This is a genomic window from Halobellus sp. EA9 (genome assembly GCF_051195055.1).
Taxonomy (GTDB): domain Archaea; phylum Halobacteriota; class Halobacteria; order Halobacteriales; family Haloferacaceae; genus Haloquadratum; species Haloquadratum rubicundus.
Genome location: NZ_JBNTJW010000003.1, coordinates 144,328 through 165,709, shown reverse-complemented (window position 1 = coordinate 165,709; position 21,382 = coordinate 144,328). Strand labels below are relative to the sequence as shown.

Annotated in this window: 21 protein-coding genes and 2 pseudogenes; 16 read left to right on the top strand and 7 right to left on the bottom strand. The window is 66.3% G+C overall.

All coding sequences use genetic code 11. The features are described from left to right. The first annotated feature begins 34 nt into the window (after positions 1-34). Positions 35-2,317: a nitric-oxide reductase large subunit gene (locus ACQUQ0_RS05540; RefSeq protein WP_435183700.1), complete on the top strand. Its 2,283-nt coding sequence runs from the start codon at positions 35-37 to the stop codon at positions 2,315-2,317. Between the two features lie 298 nt (positions 2,318-2,615). Here the strand turns inward: ACQUQ0_RS05540 and ACQUQ0_RS05535 are convergent, their stop codons facing one another. Together ACQUQ0_RS05535 and ACQUQ0_RS05530 are read right to left on the bottom strand one after the other, a co-directional pair. Further along, the gene (locus ACQUQ0_RS05535) at positions 2,616-2,810 is read right to left on the bottom strand and encodes a cold-shock protein (protein WP_372390199.1); all 195 of its coding nucleotides are present in this window, start codon (positions 2,808-2,810) and stop codon (positions 2,616-2,618) included. 202 nt (positions 2,811-3,012) lie between these two features. Further along, a pseudogene (locus tag ACQUQ0_RS05530) lies at positions 3,013-3,851 on the bottom strand (aldo/keto reductase). A gap of 71 nt (positions 3,852-3,922) precedes the next feature. Between ACQUQ0_RS05530 and ACQUQ0_RS05525 the strand changes: the two are divergent. The 3 genes from ACQUQ0_RS05525 to ACQUQ0_RS05515 all read left to right on the top strand — a co-directional run bounded on the left by ACQUQ0_RS05525 (position 3,923) and on the right by ACQUQ0_RS05515 (position 5,551). Further along, on the top strand, positions 3,923-4,315 hold the full coding sequence (locus tag ACQUQ0_RS05525) for a secondary thiamine-phosphate synthase enzyme YjbQ (RefSeq protein ID WP_372390197.1): 393 nt from the start codon (positions 3,923-3,925) through the stop codon (positions 4,313-4,315). Positions 4,316-4,378: 63 nt separating this feature from the next. After that, on the top strand, positions 4,379-5,326 hold the full coding sequence (locus ACQUQ0_RS05520; protein ID WP_435183698.1) for an NAD-dependent epimerase/dehydratase family protein: 948 nt from the start codon (positions 4,379-4,381) through the stop codon (positions 5,324-5,326). A gap of 60 nt (positions 5,327-5,386) precedes the next feature. Next, positions 5,387-5,551 (top strand): HVO_A0556 family zinc finger protein, encoded by a 165-nt coding sequence (locus tag ACQUQ0_RS05515; RefSeq protein WP_435183697.1) that lies wholly within the window; start codon positions 5,387-5,389, stop codon positions 5,549-5,551. A gap of 33 nt (positions 5,552-5,584) precedes the next feature. Here ACQUQ0_RS05515 and ACQUQ0_RS05510 read toward each other — a convergent pair whose 3' ends face one another. Together ACQUQ0_RS05510 and ACQUQ0_RS05505 are read right to left on the bottom strand one after the other, a co-directional pair. Beyond that, positions 5,585-6,505, bottom strand: coding sequence for an NAD-dependent epimerase/dehydratase family protein (locus ACQUQ0_RS05510; RefSeq protein ID WP_435183696.1), 921 nt, complete (start codon positions 6,503-6,505; stop codon positions 5,585-5,587). Positions 6,506-6,640: 135 nt separating this feature from the next. After that, on the bottom strand, positions 6,641-7,210 hold the full coding sequence (locus ACQUQ0_RS05505; protein WP_435183694.1) for a hypothetical protein: 570 nt from the start codon (positions 7,208-7,210) through the stop codon (positions 6,641-6,643). A gap of 271 nt (positions 7,211-7,481) precedes the next feature. On the opposite strand from ACQUQ0_RS05505, the gene ACQUQ0_RS05500 reads away from it, so the two are divergent. Beyond that, on the top strand, positions 7,482-8,411 hold the full coding sequence (locus ACQUQ0_RS05500; RefSeq protein ID WP_435183692.1) for a winged helix-turn-helix transcriptional regulator: 930 nt from the start codon (positions 7,482-7,484) through the stop codon (positions 8,409-8,411). Positions 8,412-8,414: 3 nt separating this feature from the next. Here ACQUQ0_RS05500 and ACQUQ0_RS05495 read toward each other — a convergent pair whose 3' ends face one another. Further along, the gene (locus ACQUQ0_RS05495; protein WP_435183690.1) at positions 8,415-9,542 is read right to left on the bottom strand and encodes an aminotransferase class V-fold PLP-dependent enzyme; all 1,128 of its coding nucleotides are present in this window, start codon (positions 9,540-9,542) and stop codon (positions 8,415-8,417) included. Positions 9,543-9,668: 126 nt separating this feature from the next. Here ACQUQ0_RS05495 and ACQUQ0_RS05490 point away from each other — a divergent pair, with 126 nt between their 5' ends. Next, positions 9,669-10,673, top strand: a complete 1,005-nt coding sequence (locus ACQUQ0_RS05490; protein ID WP_435183688.1) for a metal-dependent hydrolase — start codon at positions 9,669-9,671, stop codon at positions 10,671-10,673. A gap of 229 nt (positions 10,674-10,902) precedes the next feature. On the opposite strand, the pseudogene ACQUQ0_RS05485 reads toward ACQUQ0_RS05490, so the two are convergent. Continuing rightward, positions 10,903-11,709, bottom strand: a pseudogene (locus ACQUQ0_RS05485) (DUF4397 domain-containing protein); the annotation flags it as partial. A 332-nt stretch (positions 11,710-12,041) separates the two neighbouring features. On the opposite strand from ACQUQ0_RS05485, the gene ACQUQ0_RS05480 reads away from it, so the two are divergent. The 10 genes from ACQUQ0_RS05480 (at position 12,042) to ACQUQ0_RS05435 (ending at position 20,577) form a co-directional block, all read left to right on the top strand. After that, the gene (locus ACQUQ0_RS05480; protein WP_435183687.1) at positions 12,042-12,320 is read left to right on the top strand and encodes an ArsR/SmtB family transcription factor; all 279 of its coding nucleotides are present in this window, start codon (positions 12,042-12,044) and stop codon (positions 12,318-12,320) included. A 69-nt stretch (positions 12,321-12,389) separates the two neighbouring features. After that, on the top strand, positions 12,390-12,671 hold the full coding sequence (locus ACQUQ0_RS05475) for a hypothetical protein (RefSeq protein ID WP_435183686.1): 282 nt from the start codon (positions 12,390-12,392) through the stop codon (positions 12,669-12,671). A gap of 66 nt (positions 12,672-12,737) precedes the next feature. Then, positions 12,738-13,586, top strand: a complete 849-nt coding sequence (locus ACQUQ0_RS05470) for an aldo/keto reductase (protein WP_435183684.1) — start codon at positions 12,738-12,740, stop codon at positions 13,584-13,586. Between the two features lie 52 nt (positions 13,587-13,638). Next, positions 13,639-13,764 (top strand): hypothetical protein, encoded by a 126-nt coding sequence (locus ACQUQ0_RS05465; protein ID WP_435183683.1) that lies wholly within the window; start codon positions 13,639-13,641, stop codon positions 13,762-13,764. A 454-nt stretch (positions 13,765-14,218) separates the two neighbouring features. Continuing rightward, a complete protein-coding gene (locus ACQUQ0_RS05460; protein ID WP_435183682.1) occupies positions 14,219-15,247 on the top strand; it encodes a TAXI family TRAP transporter solute-binding subunit in 1,029 nt (342 codons plus the stop codon). Positions 15,248-15,465: 218 nt separating this feature from the next. After that, on the top strand, positions 15,466-15,975 hold the full coding sequence (locus tag ACQUQ0_RS05455) for a DUF1850 domain-containing protein (RefSeq protein ID WP_435183830.1): 510 nt from the start codon (positions 15,466-15,468) through the stop codon (positions 15,973-15,975). Next, positions 15,972-18,692 (top strand): TRAP transporter permease, encoded by a 2,721-nt coding sequence (locus ACQUQ0_RS05450; RefSeq protein WP_435183680.1) that lies wholly within the window; start codon positions 15,972-15,974, stop codon positions 18,690-18,692. Before ACQUQ0_RS05455 ends, ACQUQ0_RS05450 begins: the two co-directional genes overlap by 4 nt. A 184-nt stretch (positions 18,693-18,876) precedes the next feature. Then, positions 18,877-19,542, top strand: a complete 666-nt coding sequence (locus ACQUQ0_RS05445; protein WP_435183679.1) for a helix-turn-helix domain-containing protein — start codon at positions 18,877-18,879, stop codon at positions 19,540-19,542. A 66-nt stretch (positions 19,543-19,608) separates the two neighbouring features. Beyond that, positions 19,609-20,127 (top strand): DUF7342 family protein, encoded by a 519-nt coding sequence (locus tag ACQUQ0_RS05440; RefSeq protein ID WP_435183678.1) that lies wholly within the window; start codon positions 19,609-19,611, stop codon positions 20,125-20,127. Between the two features lie 6 nt (positions 20,128-20,133). Next, positions 20,134-20,577, top strand: a complete 444-nt coding sequence (locus ACQUQ0_RS05435) for a hypothetical protein (protein WP_435183676.1) — start codon at positions 20,134-20,136, stop codon at positions 20,575-20,577. Between the two features lie 16 nt (positions 20,578-20,593). Here the strand turns inward: ACQUQ0_RS05435 and ACQUQ0_RS05430 are convergent, their stop codons facing one another. Continuing rightward, entirely contained in the window at positions 20,594-21,373 is a 780-nt protein-coding gene (locus tag ACQUQ0_RS05430; RefSeq protein WP_435183675.1) for an MOSC domain-containing protein, read from the bottom strand. Positions 21,374-21,382 lie beyond the last annotated feature (9 nt).

Below are 21,382 nucleotides of genomic sequence, written 5' to 3'. Positions count from 1 at the left end.
CGGATTTTGATACGTCCGCTTTAGAGTGTCACTTATGAAGCTGAGACGAAAGACGATAGCGAAGGCGATCGTCGTCGTGTTCGTGTTCAACCTCGTCGTGATGGGCGCGGGCGCCTGGTTCGCCTACCAGGAGGCGCCGCCCATCCCCGAGGAGGTCGTCGGCCCCGACGGCGACGTCGTCGTCACGGACGAACAGATCCGCGACGGGAAGCGGGTCTTCCAGAAGAACGGCCTGATGAACCACGGCTCGATCCTGGGTAACGGCGCCTACTACGGCGTCGACTACACCGCCGACGCGCTGGACCTGAAGGTCCAGTATATGCGGGAGTACTACGCCCAGGAGCGGTACGGAACGGCGTACGAGGACCTCTCCTCGGAGCGCCAGGCCGCCGTCGCCGACATCGTCGAGCAGGAACTCGATACGAGCTACGACGGCGGGGCGATCCAGTACTCCGCCGCCGAGCTGTACGCGCACCGGCAGGTCCGGCAGGAGTACGTCCAGCGGTATCACGAGGGCTCGCACGCCCGCGGCGTACCCGCGGAGATGATCGAATCCGCCGAGGAGGCGCGGCAGTTCGCGGACTTCGCGATGTGGACCGCGTGGTTCTCCCACACCGACCGGCCGGGCAGTAGCCACAGCTACACCAACGACTGGCCGTACCAGCCCGGCGCGGGCAACGACGCCACCGGGGCCGCGATGACCTGGAGCGTCATCGCGATGATCCTGCTCGTCGCCGGCGCGGGCGCCGGGATCTGGCTCTACCGTTCGGTCGAACTCCCGGAGCCGAAGGCCGAGGGCATCTCCGTGCCGAAGCCCGGCGAGATGAGCGTCTTCCCGAGCCAGCGTTCCGCCCTGCGGTTCATTCCCATCGCCGCCGGGCTGTTCCTCGCGCAGGTCCTGTTGGGCGGCCTGCTGGCGCACTTCTACATCGAGCGCGCCGGCTTCTTCGGCATCGAACGCGTCTTCGGCGTCCACATCCTGCAGCTGCTCCCCTTCGCCATCGCGAAGACCTGGCACATCGATCTGGGGATCCTCTGGATCGCGACGACGTGGCTCGGCGCCGGGCTCTTCCTCCCGCCGCTCCTGACCGGCCACGAGCCGACGCGGCAGTCCACGTACGTGAACGGCCTCCTGGGCGCGCTGGTCGTGGTCGTGGTCGGCGGTCTCGGCGGCATCTGGCTCGGCGCCAACGGCTACTTCGACGGCCAGCTGTGGTGGCTCCTCGGCAACGAGGGCCTCGAATACCTCGAAGTCGGAAAGGTCTGGCAGTTCGGCATCCTCGCCGGCTTCGGCATCTGGGCGGTTCTGGCGGTCCGCGGGCTGAAGCCGCTCTTGGACCGCGAGCCGCCGTACGGCCTCGCGCATATGATCCTCTACGCGGGCGGCTCGATCGCCCTGCTGTTCACCGCGGGCTTCCTCTTCACCCCGTCGACGAACATCGCCGTCACGGAGTTCTGGCGGTGGTGGGTCGTCCACATGTGGGTCGAGGGCGCCTTCGAGTTCTTCATCGTCGCCATCGTCGGCCTGACGCTGGTGTCGATGAACCTCCTCTCGCGGCGCAGCGCCGAGAAGGCCGTGATGCTCCAGGCGCTCCTCGTGATGGGCACCGGCGTCATCGGCGTCTCCCACCACTACTGGTGGATCGGGATGCCCGACACGTGGGTCCCGATCGGGAGCGTCTTCTCCACGCTGGAGCTGATCCCGCTCGTGTTCATCCTCTACGAGGCGCTCGGCCAGTACCGCGCGATGTCGGCGGGCGAGTTCCCCTACCGCCTGCCCTTCATGTTCATCGTCGCCAGCGGCGTCTGGAACTTCGTCGGCGCCGGCGTGCTCGGGTTCTTCATCAACCTCCCGCTGATCAACTACTACGAGCACGGTACCTACCTCACCGTCGGCCACGCCCACGCGGCGATGTTCGGCGCGTTCGGCTTCCTCGCGCTCGGGATGGTCGCGTATATGCTCCAGATCGCCATCCAGCCCGCGCGCTGGGACGCCTCGTGGCTCCGGGCGTCCTTCTGGTGCTGGAACGTCGGCCTCGCGCTGATGGTGTTCGTCTCGGTGCTCCCGGTGGGCTTCCTCCAGCTGGAGACCGCTTTCACCCAGGGCTACGCCGCCGCACGCAGCCTCGCGTTCTACGAACAGCCGATCATCCAGATGCTGTTCTGGGCGCGGCTCCCGGGGGATACCCTCATCATCGTCGGGACGGTCATCTACGCCGCCGACATCCTCAGAAAGCGGTTCGTCCTCCGGCACTCCGAGGAGGACCCCGACGTGGAGGATATGGCCGTCGCCCAGGGGGTTCTGGGCGACGACTGACCGGACGCGCTCGAAGCACCGCGGCGCGATCAGTCGCGCCGTTTCTCGGTGCGCGCTTCGCGGTCGTCGATGGCCTCGTCCGAATCACTCATCGAATCACTTCGTGAGTGTCCAGTACGTACCGCCGGGACGGTCGCCCGTGACGCCTCTCTGCGGCTGACAGTGATTACTCTCACTGTTTACCGCCGGAACGCCACCCCCGGTGACGGCGTTTGGCGGTACGAGACGAGAGTAATCACTATGAGTTACTGCAAAAGTGGTGTCGATCGTGTCGCCGCGCGGCGACGCGAACGCTACGTTAGTTGCGGACGACGTTCGTCGCGCGCGGTCCCTTGGGGGACTGTTCGATGTCGAAGTCGATATCCGTCCCTTCGGTCAGATCCTCGCCGCCAACGTCTTCCATATGGAAGAACACGTCGTCGTCGGAGTCGTCCGTAGAGATGAAGCCGTAACCGCCTGCGTCGTTGAAGAAATCAACCTTACCGTTTGCCATTGCGATTAGACACAGACCGGGTATACGGTTAAGTCTTCTCCATTTGTTTTCTCATTTCGTATTTTGAAATACGAATGTCCAAAATATGCAATAACGTGAGTGCATCTGTCTATTCGACAGTTACTGACGGATTCGGTCGCTGACTCGACACAAACAGCCCGTATTCCCGACGGACCGGCAGTTTCCGCCGCGCCGGTCGAAGCTATTGGTTCCAGGGCGCGTCCTCGCGGTCGAACAGCCGCTTTCGCTCCTCGATCGACTCGATCCGTTCGACGTCCTCGTCGTCGAGCGACAGCGACGGCGCTTCGAGGTTGTCCTCCAGGTGGTCGCGCGTCGAGACCTTCGCGACCGCGCTCACGTCGAAATCCGAGAGCCAGGCCAGGATCACGCGCGCCGGGCTCACCCCGTGTTTCTCTGCGACCGCCCGCACCGGCGCGAGCGAGAGTGCCTCGCCCCGTGCGAGCGGCGACCACGCCACGACCTCGATACCGTGTTCGGCGGCATAGGGGAGCAGTTCGGCCCGCTCGCCCTCGGTCGGCGGAAGCATCGGATGGAGCTGGATCTGGTTCGCCGCGATCGGCGCGTCCAGGACCTCGCGGGCGACCTCCAGCGTCTCGACGGTGAAGTTGCCCACGCCGACGTGGTTGATGTGGCCCTCCTCGCGGAGTCGATCGAACGCGGGGAGGGTCTCGTCGGGATCGTACGCGTCGATCGGCCAGTGGACGTAGAGGAGGTCCACGTAGTCGGTCCGCAGTCTGTCGAGGCTCTCCTTCGTAGTCTCGATGACGTCGTCGTACGCGAGGTTCTGCGGGTGGACTTTCGTGGCGAGAACGACCTCGTCGCGGTCGACGTCCGACCGCTCGATGGCCTTTCCACCAGGTGTTCGTTCCCGTACATCTGGGCCGTGTCGACGTGGCGGTAGCCCAGATCGAGCGCCGTCTCGACCGCGGTGACGCACGCCTCCGGGTCGTCGTCACCGTCGCCGAGTGTGATCCCGAGATCCGAGGTCCCGAGCCCGAGCCGCGGCAGGTGAAGCGTCATATCCCCTGGAGCTGTCAAACGAGATTAAAACCACTGGTAACACTCATCACGCTGGGTGGTAAACGGCCGGTATGTCGTTCCAAGTCGAGACGGGCGAACGCGTCGACGTCCGCGACGTGACGGCCGAGGTCGCGGCGGCGGTCCCGGCGGACGTCGAACGCGGCGTCTGTACGGTGTTCGTCCCGCACACGACCGCGGGCGTCGTCGTCAACGAGAACGAGTCGCGGCTCCGCGCAGACCTCACGCGCGCGCTCGATTCGATCGTCCCGCGCGGCGACGGCTACGAGCACGACGCCATCGACGACAACGCCGACGCGCACCTGCGGGCGATGCTCTTGGGCGAGAGCGTCTCGATCCCGGTCGCCGATGGCTCCCTGGACCTCGGGACCTGGCAGTCCGTGCTGTTCGTCGAGAGCGACGGGCCGCGGACGCGCTCCGTCGAGGTCGTCACGACGCGATCGTAGGCCAGGGAGATCTATCCACTGCCGCATCGCAACCCCTTTTTTCGGTTCTCTCACACTACCGGTATGGATCTGACCGACAAGCGCGTCGTCGTGACCGGCGGTGCGGGCCTCATCGGGTCGCACCTCGCCGCCCACCTCCGCGCCGACAACGACGTCGTGGTCGCCGACGACCTCTCGAAGGGGACGCGCGACCGCGTTCCCGACGGCGTCGAGTTCGTCGAGGCCGATCTGACCGACGAGTCCGACGTCGCGCGCGTCGTCACCGGCGACGTCGACGTCGTGTTCCACCTCGCGGCCTACACCGACACCAACTACGACAAGCCCCGCCAGCTGTTCGAGGAGAACTCGGCGATGACCTACAACGTCCTCGAACGGATGGACGAGGTCGGCGTCGAGCACGTCGTCTTCACCTCGTCGTCGACCGTCTACGGCGAAGCGCCGCGACCGACGCCCGAGGACTACGCGCCGCTGGAGCCGATCTCGATCTACGGCGCGTCGAAGCTCGCCGACGAGTCGCTGTTGTCCACCTACGCGCACTCCTACGGGATGACGGCGTGGTGTTTCCGCTTCGCCAACATCGTCGGGCCGCGCCAGCGCGGCAACGTCATCCCCGACTTCATCGAGAAACTCCTCGAAGATCCGGAGACGCTCGAAATCCTCGGCGACGGCCGCCAGGAGAAGTCGTACCTCCACGTCGAGGAGTGCGTCGACGCCATCTGTCACGTCGTCGAACACGCCGACGAGGCGCTGAACATCTACAACCTCGGCACGCGGACGACGACGTCGGTCAACCGCATCGCCGACATCGTGGCTGACGAGATGGGCCTCGATCCCGAGTACACCTACACGGGCGGCGACCGCGGGTGGACGGGCGACGTGCCGAAGATGCGGCTGTCGATCGAGAAGCTCTCGGCGCTCGGCTGGGAGCCGAGCCAGTCCAGCGACGAGGCGGTCCGTCGCGCGGCGCAGGGCCTCGTCGAGGAACTCCGCGCCGAGCACGAAGCGGCATAGCCCGGGTCGGACGTCGGTCTCGGAGGTAGAATTATGTCGACTGCCCACCACGATCGAGGTATGTCGGATCAGGAGTCGGCACGGCGGGATCCCGAACAGCTACTCGACCGACTGGACACGACGGACTGTCACTACTGCGACGGCGACCTCGACGCGGGGACCTACAAGGGCTCCGAGGCGATCCTGTGTGAGGACTGCGGAACGCCGGCCGTCCGCGTGTGGTGACGACGACGAGCGCAACAGGGTCGGATCGGCGCCTCAGTCGTCTAAATAGGGTTCACAGACCAGCCGGACGCCCTGCTCGAAGTCGATCTGGGGCTCCCAGCCGGTGGCCTCGCGGATCCGCGTGATGTCCGCGCAGGTGTCGTGGACGTAGTTCTCCAGCGGGATCGGCTCGTACTCCGGTTCGACGTCGGTACCGAGGATGTCGTTGATCATCTCGACCATCTCGTTGAACGAGTACGGATCGCCCGTCCCGAGGTTGTAGACGCCGGCGAGCTCCGCTTCGGCCGTGCGGACGAGACCGCGGACGATGTCGTCGACGTGCGTGAAGTCCCGCGTCTGCGTGCCGTCGCCCCACAGCACCGGCGACTCGCCGCTGGCGATCTTGTCGGCGAACTGCGACACCGTGTTCGCGTACTCGCCTTTGTGTTCCTCGTTGCCGCCGTAGCCCTGATAGACGGAGAAGAACCGCATTCCCGCGAGCGAGAGGCCGTCGTAGAAGTCGTTGTAGTACTCCGCGTAGCGCTCCCGGCCGAGCATCGACGCGTCGTAGCCCGTCGACGCTTCGAGGTCCATATCCTCGGGGCTCGGCTCGGTCCGACTCCCGTACGCCGACGACGTCGAGGCGTAAACGAAGGTGTCACAACCGTCCTCGCGAGCCTGCTCGACGACGTTGACGAAGCCCTCGATGTTGACCCGTGCGCCCTGCCGGGGGTTCTCTTCGAGCATCTGCCGAGAGGACAGCGCCGCGAGGTGATAGACGACGTCGACGTCCGTCGGGAGGCCGTCGTCGAGGACGTCCGCTTCGACGTATTCCACGTCGTCGGAGAGGTTCGCGGGCGTGCCGAGATAGCCGTTGTCGAGCGCGATGACGTGGTTGTCCGCCGCGAGCGTGTTGGCGAGGTTCGATCCGATGAACCCCGCGCCGCCGGTGACGAGTACCCGCTTTCCTTGCATACGTATCGGGCGCCGCTCACTCGATAAAGTTGTATCGGAAATGTAAGATGATGAATCCGTTCCCGCTCAGGATGTTCAGATCCAATTGTGATCACAAATTTCGTATCTCGATATACGATTTAGCGAACGGCGATATCAGTCGAGACCGCTCAAAAAGCCGCCCTCGTCGCTCTCGCGCGCCTCGTCCGAGAAGTCGGCATCGGGTCCATCTGGTTGGTCGGCTTCGGGTTCGTCGTCGACTTCCGCATCCGATTCGTCTTCCTCCTCGGGAACCGACGGGGTCTCGACGTGGCAGGTGAGCGAAATCGACTCGCCGTTTCGCTCGGTCGGGACGGCCCACATCTGGCCGCAACCGAGGAGCGTGTGCCAGTCGTCCCCGCGGCGGTGTGAGACCGACACGAGGATCTCGTCGGTCTCGGCGTCGCGGCCGGCGTACTCGATACGGAGGAGCTCGCCGTAGACTCTCAAGCCGGCGGGGGCGTCGAGCCGAACCGGCGTCGTGTCCGTCTCGCCGTTCGGCCCCTCGACGATCACCTCGACGACGGGGACGTCCTCGTCGGGGATCGTGTAGGTGACTTCGAGGGTGTTCGCCGTGAGGTCGACGCCCGTGAGCTCGACGAACGAGGCCGATTCGCCGGTCGCGTCGGCGACCCGGCGCCGGAGCGGTTCGAGCGGGAGCCGAACGGTCTCGGAACTGTCTGCCATCTCGTCGAGGGGATACAGCGGGGAGACGTATCACTTCACCGGCGTCGCGCGGGCGAAATCAGGCTCCAACTCCGGGGGATGCCGTGATAAAGTCTATCCTGATATACGAATTCTGTACGTCTCGGATCTCTCCCACGCGGTGGACGGTAGTCGAACTTCTCACTCTCGATTCGACTCACCTCCGGTTCGGCCCATCAGGCAACGTTCAACCGTACCGCGGAACTATTAATGTAGTGTAAATACTTCTGATCCAACTGGATAGGGATGGCAGATGAGTGAATCACACAACCGATCGAACGCTCCGAAGTCGATCCGTCAACGGCGGATCCTGGACCTCGCCGCCGACGAACCGGACGCGTCGTACGCCGACATCGCCGAGCGCGTCCCGAGCGCATCGGCGGATCTGGTCGAACGCGTCCTCGAGGAATACGGCGACCCGGCGCCACCGGTGCCCGCTCCAGCCGACGGCGATGTGGACGAGTCGGAGGACGACACCGAATCCGAAACCCCGAATCAGGGCGGCGACGCGTCCGACCACTCGGACGCGGAGGTCGCACCCGCCCGGGTCGATTTGGACTCGCTGTCGGCGAAGGACCGCGAGACGCTGCGCGCCATCTACGAGCGTCCGGCCGCGACCCAGCAGGAAATCGCCGACGTCTTGGACGTCTCGCGCGCGACGGTGAGCAACCGCATCCGCGACATCGACGGCTTCGAGTGGGCTGATCGGGCGTCGCTGACGGCTGCCCTCTTCGGTTCCGACGACGATGCCTCAACACCAGGCAACGAAGATTCCAGTACGGACGCGGATTCCGCTCGCGAATCGGAGGTCGCGAAAGGTGATGCGACGTCGGAATCGCTGGATGAGACCGCCCCAGAGCCGGATGGCGCTCCCACTACGGGCACCACGTCCGAACCGGGCGCGGAGGCCGAAGCGAGTCACGCTCCAGACGTCGCTGCCGAAGATATCGACCGACTCACCGACGCCGTAGACGAACTCTCAGACCGGCTCGGGTCCGTGGAACGCCGGCTGGACGCGATCGAAGCCGGTCCCGACGAGCGCGAGAGCGAGCGCGAAGACCCGGAGGCGTCGCCCTTCGACGACCCCGAGTTCGTCCACAAGGTCGTCCACGCGTGTATGGACGCAGAGCAGGTCACCGAGGACGAGGAGCGGCGGCTCATCCGGGCCGTACTGCAGGGCTGAGTCTCACCACCCGATTTCGTCGAGGCCGGTCGCGAGTCGGTCGACGTCTTCTGCGGTGTTGTACACGTGGAGCGACGCGCGCACGGCGCCCGCCGGATCCGGAAGCGATCTGATAGCGACGTTGTACTCCTCGTTGAGTCGCTCGACGGTGGTCTCGGGGTCGTCGACGCGGACGGTGATGAGACCCGACTCGGGATCCGCCGGACTGACCAGCCGATCGTCGGGGACGTGGTCGACGAACCGCGTGGCGAGCTCACGGATGTGGGCCTCGATCGTGTCGAGACCGACGCCTTCGAGGACGTCGATCGACTTCGAGAGCGCGGCGTACGGCGCGGGACTCGTGGTGCCGACCTCGAACCGCGCCGCGCCGGGCTTGAGTTCGTAGCCGGCGTCGTCGAAGCGCTCGATGCCGCGGTAGCCGATCTGGCCGGGGTGGAAGTCGGGTGCGGCATCCGTGTCCACGTACAGGAAGCCGGCCCCCCAGAGCCCGAGCATCCACTTGTGACTCGCCATCGCGACGGCGTCTGCGCCCCACGCCGAGACGTCGAAATCGGTCTGTCCGGGGACCTGCACGGCGTCGACGAGGACGCGCGCCCCGGCGTCGTGGGCGTCCGCGACGAGTTCGGCGACGGGGAGGTGCGTGCCGTAGTTCCAGGTGAGCGCGCTCAGACACACGAGCTTCGCGTCGGCGACGGCGTCGCGGTAGGCGTCGCGATCGATGCGCCCCTCGGTGGTCGGCGCGACCCGGACTTCGCAGCCGTCGCGTTCGAGCCGCTGCCACGGGAGGATTCCGGCGGGGTGTTCGAGATCGGTGCGGACGATCACGTCGCCGGGCTCCCAGTCGATCGCCGAGGCGATGCGGTTGATGCCGTCGGTGGTGCTCTGGGTGAGCGCGATCTCGTCTTCGTCGGCGCCGACGAAGGCGGCGACGTCGCCGCGGGCCTCGTCGTACCGCTCGAACGCGTGGGGGTACGGCCCGGGATTGCGGGCGGCGTCCCACTCGTGAGCTTCCAGTGCCGCCTGTGCGGCTTCCACGACGGGACGGGGACTGGGGCCGCTGGCGCCGGTGTTCAGATACCGAACGTCGTCGAACGCCGGGACCGCCTCGCGGATATCGGCTGGCGTATCCATCACTTCCGCATCGCGCTGCCGTCACTTAGTCGGTGGTGGCCTCGGCCGCCGAGTCGGTCCCGGCGTGATATCACGGCTCACAACGGGGCGAGTCGCTTATATTCGCTGAGCGCGGCAGTTTTACGCGTGTTCGTCGGCCACGCGATGCTCGCGTTCGCCCTCGCGGCTTTAGCCGCAGAGTGGCGCGGCTGGCCGACGCGCCGCGCTCTGGCGGTCGGCGTCGCGGCCGGCGCCTTCGCGGCCCTGCCCGATATCGACGTCGCCTACGCCCTGTTCGCAGTCGACGGGTCCGAGGTCGTCGCCGCTGCCGACGCCGACGCGTTCTGGAGCGCGGCGAACCGCGTCCACCGCTCGATGACCCACTCGCTCGTCGTCGCGGCCGCCGTCAGCCCCGCCGTCGCGCTGGCGACGCTCCGCGCCGGCGAGGCCGGGCGCACGCGACTCGCCCGGAGCGTCGGCGTCGCGTTACTGATCGGCTTGGTCGGCGTCGCCCTGGCCGTGAGCGGCGCACTCGGCGGCTTCGTGATGGGCGCGTTCGTCGTCGCCGGCGTCGTGCTCGCAGCCGCCGTGCGGCGGTACGCCGACCTCTCGCCGCGCGTACTGGCGGCCGCGGCAGTGATCGGTCTCGCCACTCACCCGTGGGGGGATCTGTTCACGGGCGAACCCCCGGAACTGCTGTATCCGTTTGGCCTGGCGGTGTTCGACGGGCGCGTGGCGCTGCACGCGGATCCGACGCTGCATCTCCTGGGGGCGTTCGCCGTCGAACTGGCGACGATCTGGCTCGCCGTCCTGGTCGTAGTGCGGCTGACAGACGGCTCCGTCGGCCCGGTCTTCGATCGGAGTGTCACCCTCGGTGCGGCGTACAGTGTCGCGCCGTTGCTGTTGGTCCCGCCGACGCTCGACGTGTCGTATCACTTCGTGTTCTCGATCCTGGCGGTCGGATTGGCCTGCGGCGCCGTCGCGTGGGCGCGGTCGTTGCTCGCATCGGATGGGGACGGGAACGGGAGTTTCCGCCGATTGTCGACGGAGCGGTCCCACCTTCTACGGGCGAGTCTCTCGTATGCAGTGATCGCACTGAGCGGCGTCACGATCGCGCTGTTCGGCTACACGGCGGTCTACATCGCGCTTTAGCGTGTCGGCGCCGCCGCTTGTTCGATTTGCCCTCGAAAAATGTCCATCGGACGGCGCCCCGACGTTCGCTCGTGTACCCCTACCCGGGCGCCCGTCGGGGCGGAGTCCGTTGACCGTATCGTACAGTTCGGCGAGTCCGGTAAAAGTTTTGTGTAACCGTCTGGCGCTCGAAAGCGGATGACGGGCCGCGGGGGGTGCCTCGACGGGTGCGCTGTCAGCCCATCATCTGGCCGCCTGCGTCTTGGGCTATGTACAGGTCGAAGGGGGTATCCGCGGGCTCGTCGTCCGGGGAGAGATAGCCCGCGGCGAAGGCGGTGTACACCTGGCCGCCGGCGAGATCGAGGTCGAATTCGGCGACGACGTCGCCGTCGTTGCCCTCGGTGTCGCCGCGGACCTGGAGCGTGTACGCGCCAGCGGGGACCTCCACGTAGCCGGATTCGCCGTACGCGACGCCGTCGTAGAGCGCGTCGCCGCTGGATGCCACTGTCACGTCGACCGCGGGTGCGTCGGGCGACGCGTGGACCAGACGGACGCGCGCGGTTTCGTCGCCGGGGTCCGAGTTGTCGTCTTCGAGGATCAGCGGCTCGAAGGCCTGATCGGCCTCGTCGCCGACCTCACCGATCGCCGCGATCGTGTACGCGGTGTCGGCCTCGACGGGGATCGTTCCGGAGAACACGGCCGTGTCCGGGCTCCCCGCCGGAGTGATCTCGACCGACCGATCGCCCGCGGGCACGTCGAGGTAGCCGCTGACGGCGCCAAAAGCGACGTCTTCGAGGACCGCGCTGCCGTCGACGTAGACGTCGACGTTGGGGGCGTTCGGCGACAGATGGCCCACGCGGACCGCGGCCGTGCCCATCGGCGTTTCCGTCTCGGTCGCGGTCTCGGTCGGCGTCGGCGTGTCCGTCGGCGTCGCCGTATCGGTCGCGGTTTCGGTTCCGTTCCCGCCGGCGCCGCAGCCGGCGAGGCCGGCGATGAGGCCGGTACCCATTCCGAGCAGTACGCGCCGCCGCGAGGTGGAGGATCTGTCTGGTGACATCCGGTTCTGACCAGGAGTGACAGACTGATAACCCATTTCGCAATTCGGGCTAAATTTCCCCTCAAGTCCGGGTAAAGTGGCTTCAAACTGGCTCTGAACCGATATCTGGCTGCGGCTCCCGAAAGGCCTAAATGCGCTTTGTTCGGACTACTGAACAGTTCCTCGGCGCGCGTTCCGAGGTCGGAGCCACGAACGATGCACCCACGAACCGTGACGGGGCGGACGGAAGCACCCGGGGTCGCGGGCGGGTCGGCCTCGCTGTCGTCGGGAGAGTCGTCTCACTGCGCCGGTGCCGGTGGATTCTTAACAGCGTGCGGAGAACGTCGGCAGGGATGGAGACGGTCCTCTGGCAGACGCTCGCCGGCACACGCGGAGGACCGAACCGTGCTCGTATCCTGCGCGCGCTCGACGAACGCCCGCGGAACGCCAATCAGCTGGCCGAGGAGGTCGATCTGGCGTACAACACGATCAGACACCACCTCGACGTCCTCGAAGACAACGGGATCGTCACCAGCAGCGACGCGGACTACGGCACGGTCTACCTGCCGAGCGACCGGGTGCGGAACCACTGGGAGACGGTCGAGACGATACTCGCCCGCATCGATGAGTAATATGAGCCACACAGTACCACGCCGACGTTCGCGTTCGAGACCGCCCACAGTCCACGGGGGCGAGAGCCGATGACGCTGATGCTGGACGCGGCGCGGCTCGCGGCGACCGTCAACATCGTCCTCCTCCTCGCCGTGCTGTGGGTGTGGGTCGGCACGTATCGGGAGGTCCGCGCGCCGTTCACGCTCGGGTCGATCGTGTTCGGGACGTTCCTCCTGGCGGAGAACGTCGTCGCGCTGTACTTCTACTTCACCGCGCCGGCGATGCCGACGGTAGCCGTACAAGTGATGATGCTGCTGCAGATCCTCGAGACCGGCGGCATCGGTGCACTGACCTACATCACCTGGCAGTAGTCCCCGGCACCGGCAACCCAAGCCCCCAGTCCGACTACTTACGTCGCCGCCGACCGTTCGAACGACGTGACACTCCGCAACGCAAGCGACACGTTCGACATCGGCGGCGAACTGACGATCCACCGGCTCGGGTACGGCGCGATGCGGCTCACCGGCGAGGACGTCATCGGCGAGCCCGAGGACGTCGAGAACGCGCGACGCGTCCTCCAGACGGCGGTGAGTCTCGGCGTCGACTTCATCGACACGGCTGACTCGTACGGTCCCGGCGTCAGCGAGCGGCTGATCGGCGAGACGCTCGCGCCCTACGCCGACGACCTCGTGGTCGCGACAAAGGGCGGTCTCGTCCGGAACCGCGAGGGCGAGTGGCTCAAGCGCGGCGATCCCGACTCCCTCCGCAACGCGGTCCTCTGTAGTCTGGATCGACTCCGGACCGACACGATCGACCTGTATCAGTACCACCGCGTCGACCCCGACGTCGACATCGAGGACTCCGTGACCGCGCTCGCGGAACTCAAAGACGACGGCGTGATCGATCACGTCGGCCTCAGTAACGTCAGCATCGAGCAGTTGGAAACGGCCCGCGAGGTCGTCGACATCGCCACCGTTCAGAACCAGTACAACCTCGGGAACCGCGAGTCCGAGGACGTCTTGGAGGTCTGTGAGGCCGATGACATCGGCTTCATCCCGTGGTTCCCGCTCGGCGCCGGCGACCTCGGCCAGAAGGAGTCCGTGCTCGCGGACGTCGCGGACGCCCACGACGCGTCCACCTACCAGGTCGCGCTGGCGTGGCTCCTCCAGCATTCGGACGTCATCCTCCCGATTCCGGGCACCTCGTCGATCTCGCACCTCAAGCAGAACGTCGCCGCCTCGCATCTGGAACTGACCGACGAGGAGATGCGGCGGTTGGACGAGTGACCGAGTAGGGAAACTTTTGCTGTTGGATACGTAGTTCCTCTGGGGTGAGAGTATGCCCCTCGTACCGCACTACCCGACAGACGAACCTCGGCGTGAGCGCCGCGCTCCGGACATCAACGATATCGTCGAAGATATCCTCGGGAGCGGCGACGACGACCCCCAACCGGTCGTCGGCTGAACCCGAGGCGGGGTGCGGCACCATTTTTTCGAGGGCGGAACCGACCACCGCAGCGGACATTGTCACACCAGAATCCCACCGAGTGTAGCGACATCTCTTTGCATACTGAGACATCGGAAAGAGATATCTATCCGAGGCGTTTCGCGATATCCGGGTTCTTTACTGAGGGTCAGGCGGAATCCCGTGTTCGTGTGATTTGAATTTCATCCCAAATTTTGCGATGAGTACAACGCAATCCGAATTCTATTCAATTACGATAAAAGTAGACTGAATAGAAAACTACTATTTTGCGTATCCGAGATTAACTCCCGGACAGTACTATACGTATTATTTTATTATAAGAAGAAATATCATTTCAAGTATTTAAGCAACTGGTTCTAGCGATTGAGTATGTCTCACAATCAGGGAAAAAAACACCAAAAATATAAATCTATAGAGCGCTATGGAGAATCGTATGACGAACAATCGGACTCGTCGGAGATTCCTCGAAGCGACTGGGATTGCAGGCATCGCGGCTCTCGCGGGCTGCAGCGGGAACGGTGGCAGCGGCGGCGACAGCGACACCGAGACGAGCGGCGGAGGCGGTAGCGACACCACCACCGAGAGCAGCGGCGGCGACGGCGGGACGAGCACGCGCCTCAGCTGGCACGCTGGCGGCACCGGCGGCACGTACTACCCGCTCTCGAACGAGTTCAAGACGATCGTCGAGGAGAACACCGACTACTCGCTGACCGTCCAGTCGACGGGCGCCAGCGTCGAGAACGTCGGGAGCCTCGCCGACGGGTCCGCGGACTTCGCGCTCATCCAGAACGACATCGCCTACTTCGCGAAGAACGGCACCGGCATCGAGACGTTCCAGGGCAACGCGATCGAGAACCTCCGGGGCGTCGCCACGCTCTACCCCGAGACGATCACGATCGTCACCCTCCAGAGCACGGGCATCGAGACGCTCTCGGACCTCAGCGGCGCGACGATCAACACCGGCGACCTCGGCTCCGGCACGCAGGTCAACGCCCAGCAGATCCTCAAAGCGGTCGGCATCACCGATTACAACGAGCAGAACGCCGGCTTCTCGCAGGCGTCCGAACAGCTCGCCAACGGCGACATCGACGCGGCGTTCGTCGTCGGCGGCTGGCCGGTCGGCGCCATCGAGGACCTCGCGACGACGAACGACATCCACATCGTCCCGATTGCCGGTGAGAACCGGAAGGCCGTCAAGGAGGCCGCCTCCTGGTTCGCTAACGACACGATCCCCGCCGGCACCTACAGCGGCGTCGATCAGGCGGTCGAGACCGTCGCCGTCCAGGCGATGATCGCCACGCGCGCCGGCCTCTCGGCGGACGTCGTCGAGACCGTCACCGCGGCCATCTTCGACAACGTCGAGGACCTCACGATCAAGACCGACTTCATCTCGGCCGACAGCGCACAGGACGGGATGTCGATCGAACTCCACGAGGGCGCGGCCGCGTACTTCGACGCGTAAGCGCCTGCGGCAGTTCGTACGGACCACCGCAATCGCAGCCGGCGGGGACCCGCATCCCTTTTCGGGACCAGGCCACACGAGCGGCGTGACCGGCCGCGGGGTCGCCGCGCCGCACCATCGGGCCGGCTGGCGTCGCTTCCAGCGGCTGCCGTGCCCACCCTGTGACGGTGGTCGCTCCACCCGCCTCGGCGCGCCGGGAACTGAACACGACACCCGTGATCCGGAACACACTCGAAGGCGAACGAGTCGGTCGCGTTCTCGTAGCCGCGGCGCTCGCGGTACTCCTCCTCTCCGTCGGCGTCGCCGTCGCGGTCCCGACCGGGCAGGTCCTCGTCGTCGAGGACCTGGACACTGGCGAGGAGTACATCACCCAGCCCGTCGACGACGGCAGCACGGTCGCGCTCGAATACATGCACAGCGTCGAGAAGACCCGCGTCTACGACGAGTACCGCGTCGACGGCGACACGCTCGTCAACACCCGAATGGAGTTCGAGTCCTACGGCTGGGGGCTTCCCGCCCGCGTCAACGTCACCAACGTCAACGGGACGCTCGTCTACGAGCCGCCTGGCGGCATCACCGAACTGGAGAGCATCGCGGTCTCGCCGGGCCGGATCGCGGACCACACGCTTATCGTCGACGACCGACAGTATGACTTAGTCGCGGCCACGAACGGCAACGACGTTCGGATCCACATCGAGCGGCGGACACTACTCGAAACACTCCTATGAGCACGAACGACCACGACGACGGCGGCGAGCCACCCGAAGCAGAGGTCGAGGAACTATCCAGGGAAGAAGCCGAGGAGCTCATCGACGAGATCGAACGTCGACGCTCCCTGAAGGGGTTGGCCGCCCTCGCGGTCGCGGTCATCGGCATCCTGTTTTCGCTCTTTCAGCTGTTCCTCGCGGCGCGGAGCTTCACCTTCTCGATTCCCATCCCGCTGGCCTCCGACTGGCAGGTCTCGCTGCAGCTCCTGCAGGCCAACGCGGTCCACGTCGCCTTCGCGCTGACGCTGACGTTCCTGATGTTCCCCGCGAGTATGGGCGACGGATTCCTCTCGCGAGCGCTCGGGCGCGTCGTTGACGCCGCCACCGACCCCTTCGACGCGGGCAATCCGATCGCCCGCGCCGTGACCGGCGTCCGCGACCTGTTCCGATGGGCGTTCGTCGATCCGAACCGCTCGCGCGTCACGCCGTTCGACGTGGTCTGTATGATCACGGCGGCGCTGTCGGCGTACTACTTCCTCACCGAGTTCTCGGAGATCCAGGACATACGGGTCTTCGGCCTCGAATCCGGCGCTCCCGTCACCGAGCTCTACCCCTTCCTCGCGCCGGTCCTCGGCGGCGTCCCCGTCCTCAGCGAGGTCTCGTGGGCGCTCATCCTCGGTGCCCTCGGCGTCCTCCTGGTGCTCGAAGCCACCCGTCGAACGCTCGGCCTGCCGCTTATGATCATTGTCGCCACCTTCATCGTCTACGCGCGCTGGGGCTACCTCATCAGCGGCAACACGCCGTTCCTCGGGCTGCTCGCGATCCCGCAGCTCACCTGGCCCGACATCATCCAGAACCTCTGGTACAACACCGAAAACGGGGTCTTCGGGATCCCCGTCACCGTCTCGGTGAGCTTCATCTACATCTTCATCCTCTTCGGCTCCTTCCTGGAGATGAGCGGCGCCGGCCAGTGGTTCATCGACCTCGCGTACGCCGCCACCGGAACAAAAAAGGGCGGCCCCGCGAAGGCGAGCATCCTCGCCAGCGGCTTCATGGGGACGATCTCGGGCTCGTCGATCGCTAACACCGTCACCACGGGCGCGTTCACGATCCCGCTGATGAAGCAGTCCGGGTACTCGCCGGAGTTCTCCGGCGCCGTCGAGTCGTCGGCGTCGTCCGGCGGCCAGATCCTCCCGCCGGTGATGGGCGCGGCGGCCTTCCTGATGGTGCAGTACACCGCGACGCCCTTCGCCAACATCATCGTCCTCGCGACGATCCCGGCGATCGTCTTCTTCTTCGGCGTCTGGGTGATGGTCCACCTCAAGGCCGTCCAGGAGGGCATCGGCGGCGTCGACGCCGCCGAGACCGTCTCGGTGGCCGAACATCTGAAACGGGGCTGGTTCTACCTGGTCCCGATCGCGCTCCTGCTGTTTTATCTGATCATCGAACGGCTGTCGGTGTCGCGGTCGGCTTGGTTCACCCTGGTCGCGCTGGTCGCACTCATCACGTTCATCGCGGCCTACAGCGAGGAGACGCGGCTCACCCTTCTGGGCTCGCTCGCGGCGATCTTCGCGATCGACCTGGGGAGCTTCGTCGTCGCCGGCGTCCCGTTCACGGGACTGCTCGGCGGAGCGGGCGGGGCTGGCCTCCCGGTGGCCGAGGCGTTCGGCCTCGTCGGTCCGCGGATCGGCTGGTACGCGATGCTCGCCGCCGCGCTGACGATGCTGTACCACACCGACGTCCAGTCGAAGTACCTCGATCTCGACCCCACGGTGCAGAACGCGGCGGAGTCCGCGGGCGACCGGACCGGGAGAGACCTGGGCGACAATCAGCTGTTCAGGGTCGGCACCTTCGTCGTCAAGTCGATGGAGGAGGGCGCGCGGACGGCCGTCCCCGTCGTCGTCGCGGTCGCGGCCGCGGGGATCATCCCCGGCGTCATCAGCGTCTCCGGGCTGGGGCCGAACCTCACCTCGCTGCTCTTGGCGCTGTCGGGCGGCTCGATCGTCGTGATGCTGCTCGTCACCGCCGTCGCCAGCATCATCCTCGGGATGGGGATGCCGACGACCGTCACCTACATCATCTTGATCTCGATGCTCGCCTCGCCGCTCGTCCAGTTCGGCATCCCGCTTCTCGCGGCACATCTGTTCATCCTCTACTTCGGCGTCATCGCCGACATCACCCCGCCGGTCGCGGTCGCGGCCTACGCCGCCAGCGGCGTCGCCAAGTCCGACCCCTTCGAGACCGGCGTGAAGGCGTTCTCGCTGTCGCTGAACAAGGCGATCGTCCCCTTCGCGTTCGTCCTCGCGCCCGGGATCGTCCTCCTCAGGAAGAAGGCCGACGCCGCCGACCTCCCGCTTCGCGAGCAGTACCGCATCGTCAACTTCGCCGACCTCGCGGAGCTCTCGTACTCGGTGCCGGAGATCCTCGTGCCCGTGATCGGGGTGTTCCTCGGCGTCGTCGCGCTCGGCGCGACCGTCATCGGCACGCTCTACGGATCGGTCAACCGCGCCGAGCGCGCGGGCTTCGCGCTCAGCTCGCTCCTCCTTATGGCGCCGCAGCTGCTCTCGACGTCGGTGTTCGACCTCCTCGGCTTCGCCGGCGTCACCATCTCGGTGAACGCGCTCCTCTTGGACCTCACGCTGCGCGGCGTCGGGTTCGTCGTCTTCGTCGCGCTCGCGGCCAAGAACAAGCGCGAAGCGGGGGCGACCCGGACCAACCCTCGGGGCGTTTCGACCTGATCGCTCCGAGCCGAGGGACGGCTGCGCCCGCGTAGGCCGCCCGACCGATAACTAAACGTAGGCGGGCGTTAGACGGACGCACAAGACTGCACTCAGACCGCATCACCGACCGACGCCGGGTCCCGACGTCGCCGTCGTCGACGGCGCTCGCCGGACAGCGTCGGACCGACCACGGAGACCACCTATGTCGATCACAGCTAAGTTACACATCGAACACGAACACCTCGCGCTCGTCCCGACCCTCCAGCGGCTCGGCGACGTTGACATCCGCGTGATCACCCAGGGCACGACCGATCCGGGCTCGACGTACTTCCCGTTCCTCATCGAATACGACGACCCCGACGAACTCGAAGCGGCGCTCGAAGACGACGTCACCGTCGAGGCCTTCGAGCTGATCGACCGCACCGGCGACACCGCCATCTACTACATCGAGCACACGCCGCAGACCCGCCTTATCAGCGGGATCGTGACCGACGAGAACGGCTTTCTCGTCCACACCGAGACCAAAGACGGCGGCTGGCTCGTCCACCTCCTCTTGCCCGACCGCTCGGCGTTGAACTCGATCTGGGAGTACGCCATCGCCAACGACATCGCGCTCGACATCATCGAGATCTACAGCAACGAGGACGCCAGCGGCCAGTCCTCGTACGGCCTCACGGACGAACAGCGCGACGCGCTGCAGTTGGCCTTCTCGGAGGGCTACTTCTCCGAACCGCGCGACATCTCCCTCAGCGAGGTCGCAGACCGGATGGACCTCTCCTCGACGGCGATGAGCGGTCGCCTCCGCCGCGGAATGCGAAACCTCATCGCGGCGACGATCGCGGATCGGGACCACGAACAGACGGACTGACAGAATACGAGCATAATTATTTGAGCCGACAATAGAACCATTGCAACGGATCGCGTAGCGGCTAGTATGACCAGCCGGCCGGGGATCGACACCTGGAAAGCACACCAGACGGCGTTCGACCGGGTCCGGAGCGTCGCCCTCACGCTCTCGGAGCCCAGGTCCGCCGGGTGGATCGCCGAGAGGGCCCGCGTCGCGGACAACACCGCGCGGGATCACCTCCAGCGGCTCGTCGAGATGGACGTCCTCCGAACCACCGCGACGGACGGCGCGACGCGGTACGCCCCCGATCCCCTCTACACGCGGATGCGAGCGCTCCGGGACCTCCTCGACGGACGCGACCGCGACGACCTCCTGGCGCTCAAAGCGGACCTCCAGGCACAGATCGAGACCTGGCGGGACCGGTACGAGGTCGACTCGCCGACCGACCTCCGCGAGCGGGCCGCCGAGACCGACACCGCGAGCGAGACGCGCGATCTCCGTCAGACCGCGAACGACTGGGACATCGTCCGGTACCGCCTCCGCCTCGTCGAAGACGCGGTCGAACACTACGCCGAATACGCCGGTGGCGCCCCCACGCCCGCCTGAACTGCGATGTTCGCGTTCGACGGCGGCTACGACCCGGGAGCAGCGTCCCACACCGTCCTGCTCGAGCTCCGCCGGACGGTCGAACGCCATCCCGCCGTCCGTCACGCACGCGGCGATCCGCCGGATAAGTTCACCCGCGTCGAGGCCGCGATCGACCCGTCCGCGCTCGAGAGCGACGTCGACGAGGGGACGCTGACGATCCGCTGGTACGCGGGCGAGACTGTCGACGCCCGCCCCGAGTTCGCCTTCCACTACAGCGACGCATCCGGTTTCGACTGCGGGTGGCACCACGAGCCGAACCCACACGTCGACGGCTGGGCCCACTACCAGGAGCGTTCGACTGACGAGGAAGCGTACGACTACGAGGCCATCTCGTTCGGCGGGCTCCATCCGGTCCCGCTCCGCTGGGAGATACTCGACCGCCTCGAAACGAGGCTCGGAGCGGCCTGACGTCGGAGTCCCGTTCTCACTCGTCCGTCACGGCCACCGCGTCGCCGACGCGGAGCCGACGCCCGCGGTCCGCATCGAACGGGCGCGCGAGGATCATCGCTATGTAGAAGTGATCGAACGCGTCCTCGTCGGCCCACGCCGGGAACGTCGCCTCGCGCTGTCGAATGAACCGCTCGCGGAAGCCGGATAGCTCCTCGCCGGTGTCGGGGTCGCGCGCCGGCACGACACACCGCCCGCACGGGTCGAGCCCCTCGAACCGGACGTCGCCGACGCGGAACCCCGGCGCGTCGGCGCTCACGAATCGGTCCTCCCAGAACGCGGGGACGTCTGCGACCTCGACGTTCGCGCGGAGCCGCCGGCGCACGCTCCCGACGCCCAGGTCGTCGAACCACGACGCGATCTCCGCCAGCGTGCCGCTACTCAGCACCGACAGCCCCATCTCGCGGCGGTCGACGTACCCGCGCTCGGCGTCGCGTTCGAGCGTGAGGTCGCGGTCGAAGAAGTCGCAGAACCACGCCTCGGCGCGCTCGCGCTCCCGCTTCTCGGAGAGCACGAACTCCTCGGTCTCGCCCGCGGGCGTCTCCACGGCGAACGCCCCCGAGTCGGGATCGAAGTCCGTCGAGAGGTCGTGGACGCGGTCGGTGCGCTTGCCGTTGAGGACGTCGCCGTCGGCGTCGAAGAGCGCGAACTCGCGGTCGTGTTCGAGGGTGCCGCCGGCGAGCACGTCCGCGGCGTCGACCTCGACGCCGTCGAGACCCTTCACCGGATACACTCGGAGGCGGTCGAGTCGTGCCATCGCTACGGT

Bases quoted from the DNA above. Each gene is read 5' to 3' on its own strand.
- ACQUQ0_RS05540 (WP_435183700.1), top strand. From the start codon at position 35: ATGAAGCTGAGACGAAAGACGATAGCGAAGGCGATCGTCGTCGTGTTC.
- ACQUQ0_RS05535 (WP_372390199.1), bottom strand. From the start codon at position 2,810: ATGGCAAACGGTAAGGTTGATTTCTTCAACGACGCAGGCGGTTACGGC.
- ACQUQ0_RS05525 (WP_372390197.1), top strand. From the start codon at position 3,923: ATGTCGTTCCAAGTCGAGACGGGCGAACGCGTCGACGTCCGCGACGTG.
- ACQUQ0_RS05520 (WP_435183698.1), top strand. From the start codon at position 4,379: ATGGATCTGACCGACAAGCGCGTCGTCGTGACCGGCGGTGCGGGCCTC.
- ACQUQ0_RS05515 (WP_435183697.1), top strand. From the start codon at position 5,387: ATGTCGGATCAGGAGTCGGCACGGCGGGATCCCGAACAGCTACTCGAC.
- ACQUQ0_RS05510 (WP_435183696.1), bottom strand. From the start codon at position 6,505: ATGCAAGGAAAGCGGGTACTCGTCACCGGCGGCGCGGGGTTCATCGGA.
- ACQUQ0_RS05505 (WP_435183694.1), bottom strand. From the start codon at position 7,210: ATGGCAGACAGTTCCGAGACCGTTCGGCTCCCGCTCGAACCGCTCCGG.
- ACQUQ0_RS05500 (WP_435183692.1), top strand. From the start codon at position 7,482: ATGAGTGAATCACACAACCGATCGAACGCTCCGAAGTCGATCCGTCAA.
- ACQUQ0_RS05495 (WP_435183690.1), bottom strand. From the start codon at position 9,542: ATGGATACGCCAGCCGATATCCGCGAGGCGGTCCCGGCGTTCGACGAC.
- ACQUQ0_RS05480 (WP_435183687.1), top strand. From the start codon at position 12,042: ATGGAGACGGTCCTCTGGCAGACGCTCGCCGGCACACGCGGAGGACCG.
- ACQUQ0_RS05475 (WP_435183686.1), top strand. From the start codon at position 12,390: ATGACGCTGATGCTGGACGCGGCGCGGCTCGCGGCGACCGTCAACATC.
- ACQUQ0_RS05465 (WP_435183683.1), top strand. From the start codon at position 13,639: ATGCCCCTCGTACCGCACTACCCGACAGACGAACCTCGGCGTGAGCGC.
- ACQUQ0_RS05460 (WP_435183682.1), top strand. From the start codon at position 14,219: ATGACGAACAATCGGACTCGTCGGAGATTCCTCGAAGCGACTGGGATT.
- ACQUQ0_RS05450 (WP_435183680.1), top strand. From the start codon at position 15,972: ATGAGCACGAACGACCACGACGACGGCGGCGAGCCACCCGAAGCAGAG.
- ACQUQ0_RS05445 (WP_435183679.1), top strand. From the start codon at position 18,877: ATGTCGATCACAGCTAAGTTACACATCGAACACGAACACCTCGCGCTC.
- ACQUQ0_RS05440 (WP_435183678.1), top strand. From the start codon at position 19,609: ATGACCAGCCGGCCGGGGATCGACACCTGGAAAGCACACCAGACGGCG.
- ACQUQ0_RS05435 (WP_435183676.1), top strand. From the start codon at position 20,134: ATGTTCGCGTTCGACGGCGGCTACGACCCGGGAGCAGCGTCCCACACC.
- ACQUQ0_RS05430 (WP_435183675.1), bottom strand. From the start codon at position 21,373: ATGGCACGACTCGACCGCCTCCGAGTGTATCCGGTGAAGGGTCTCGAC.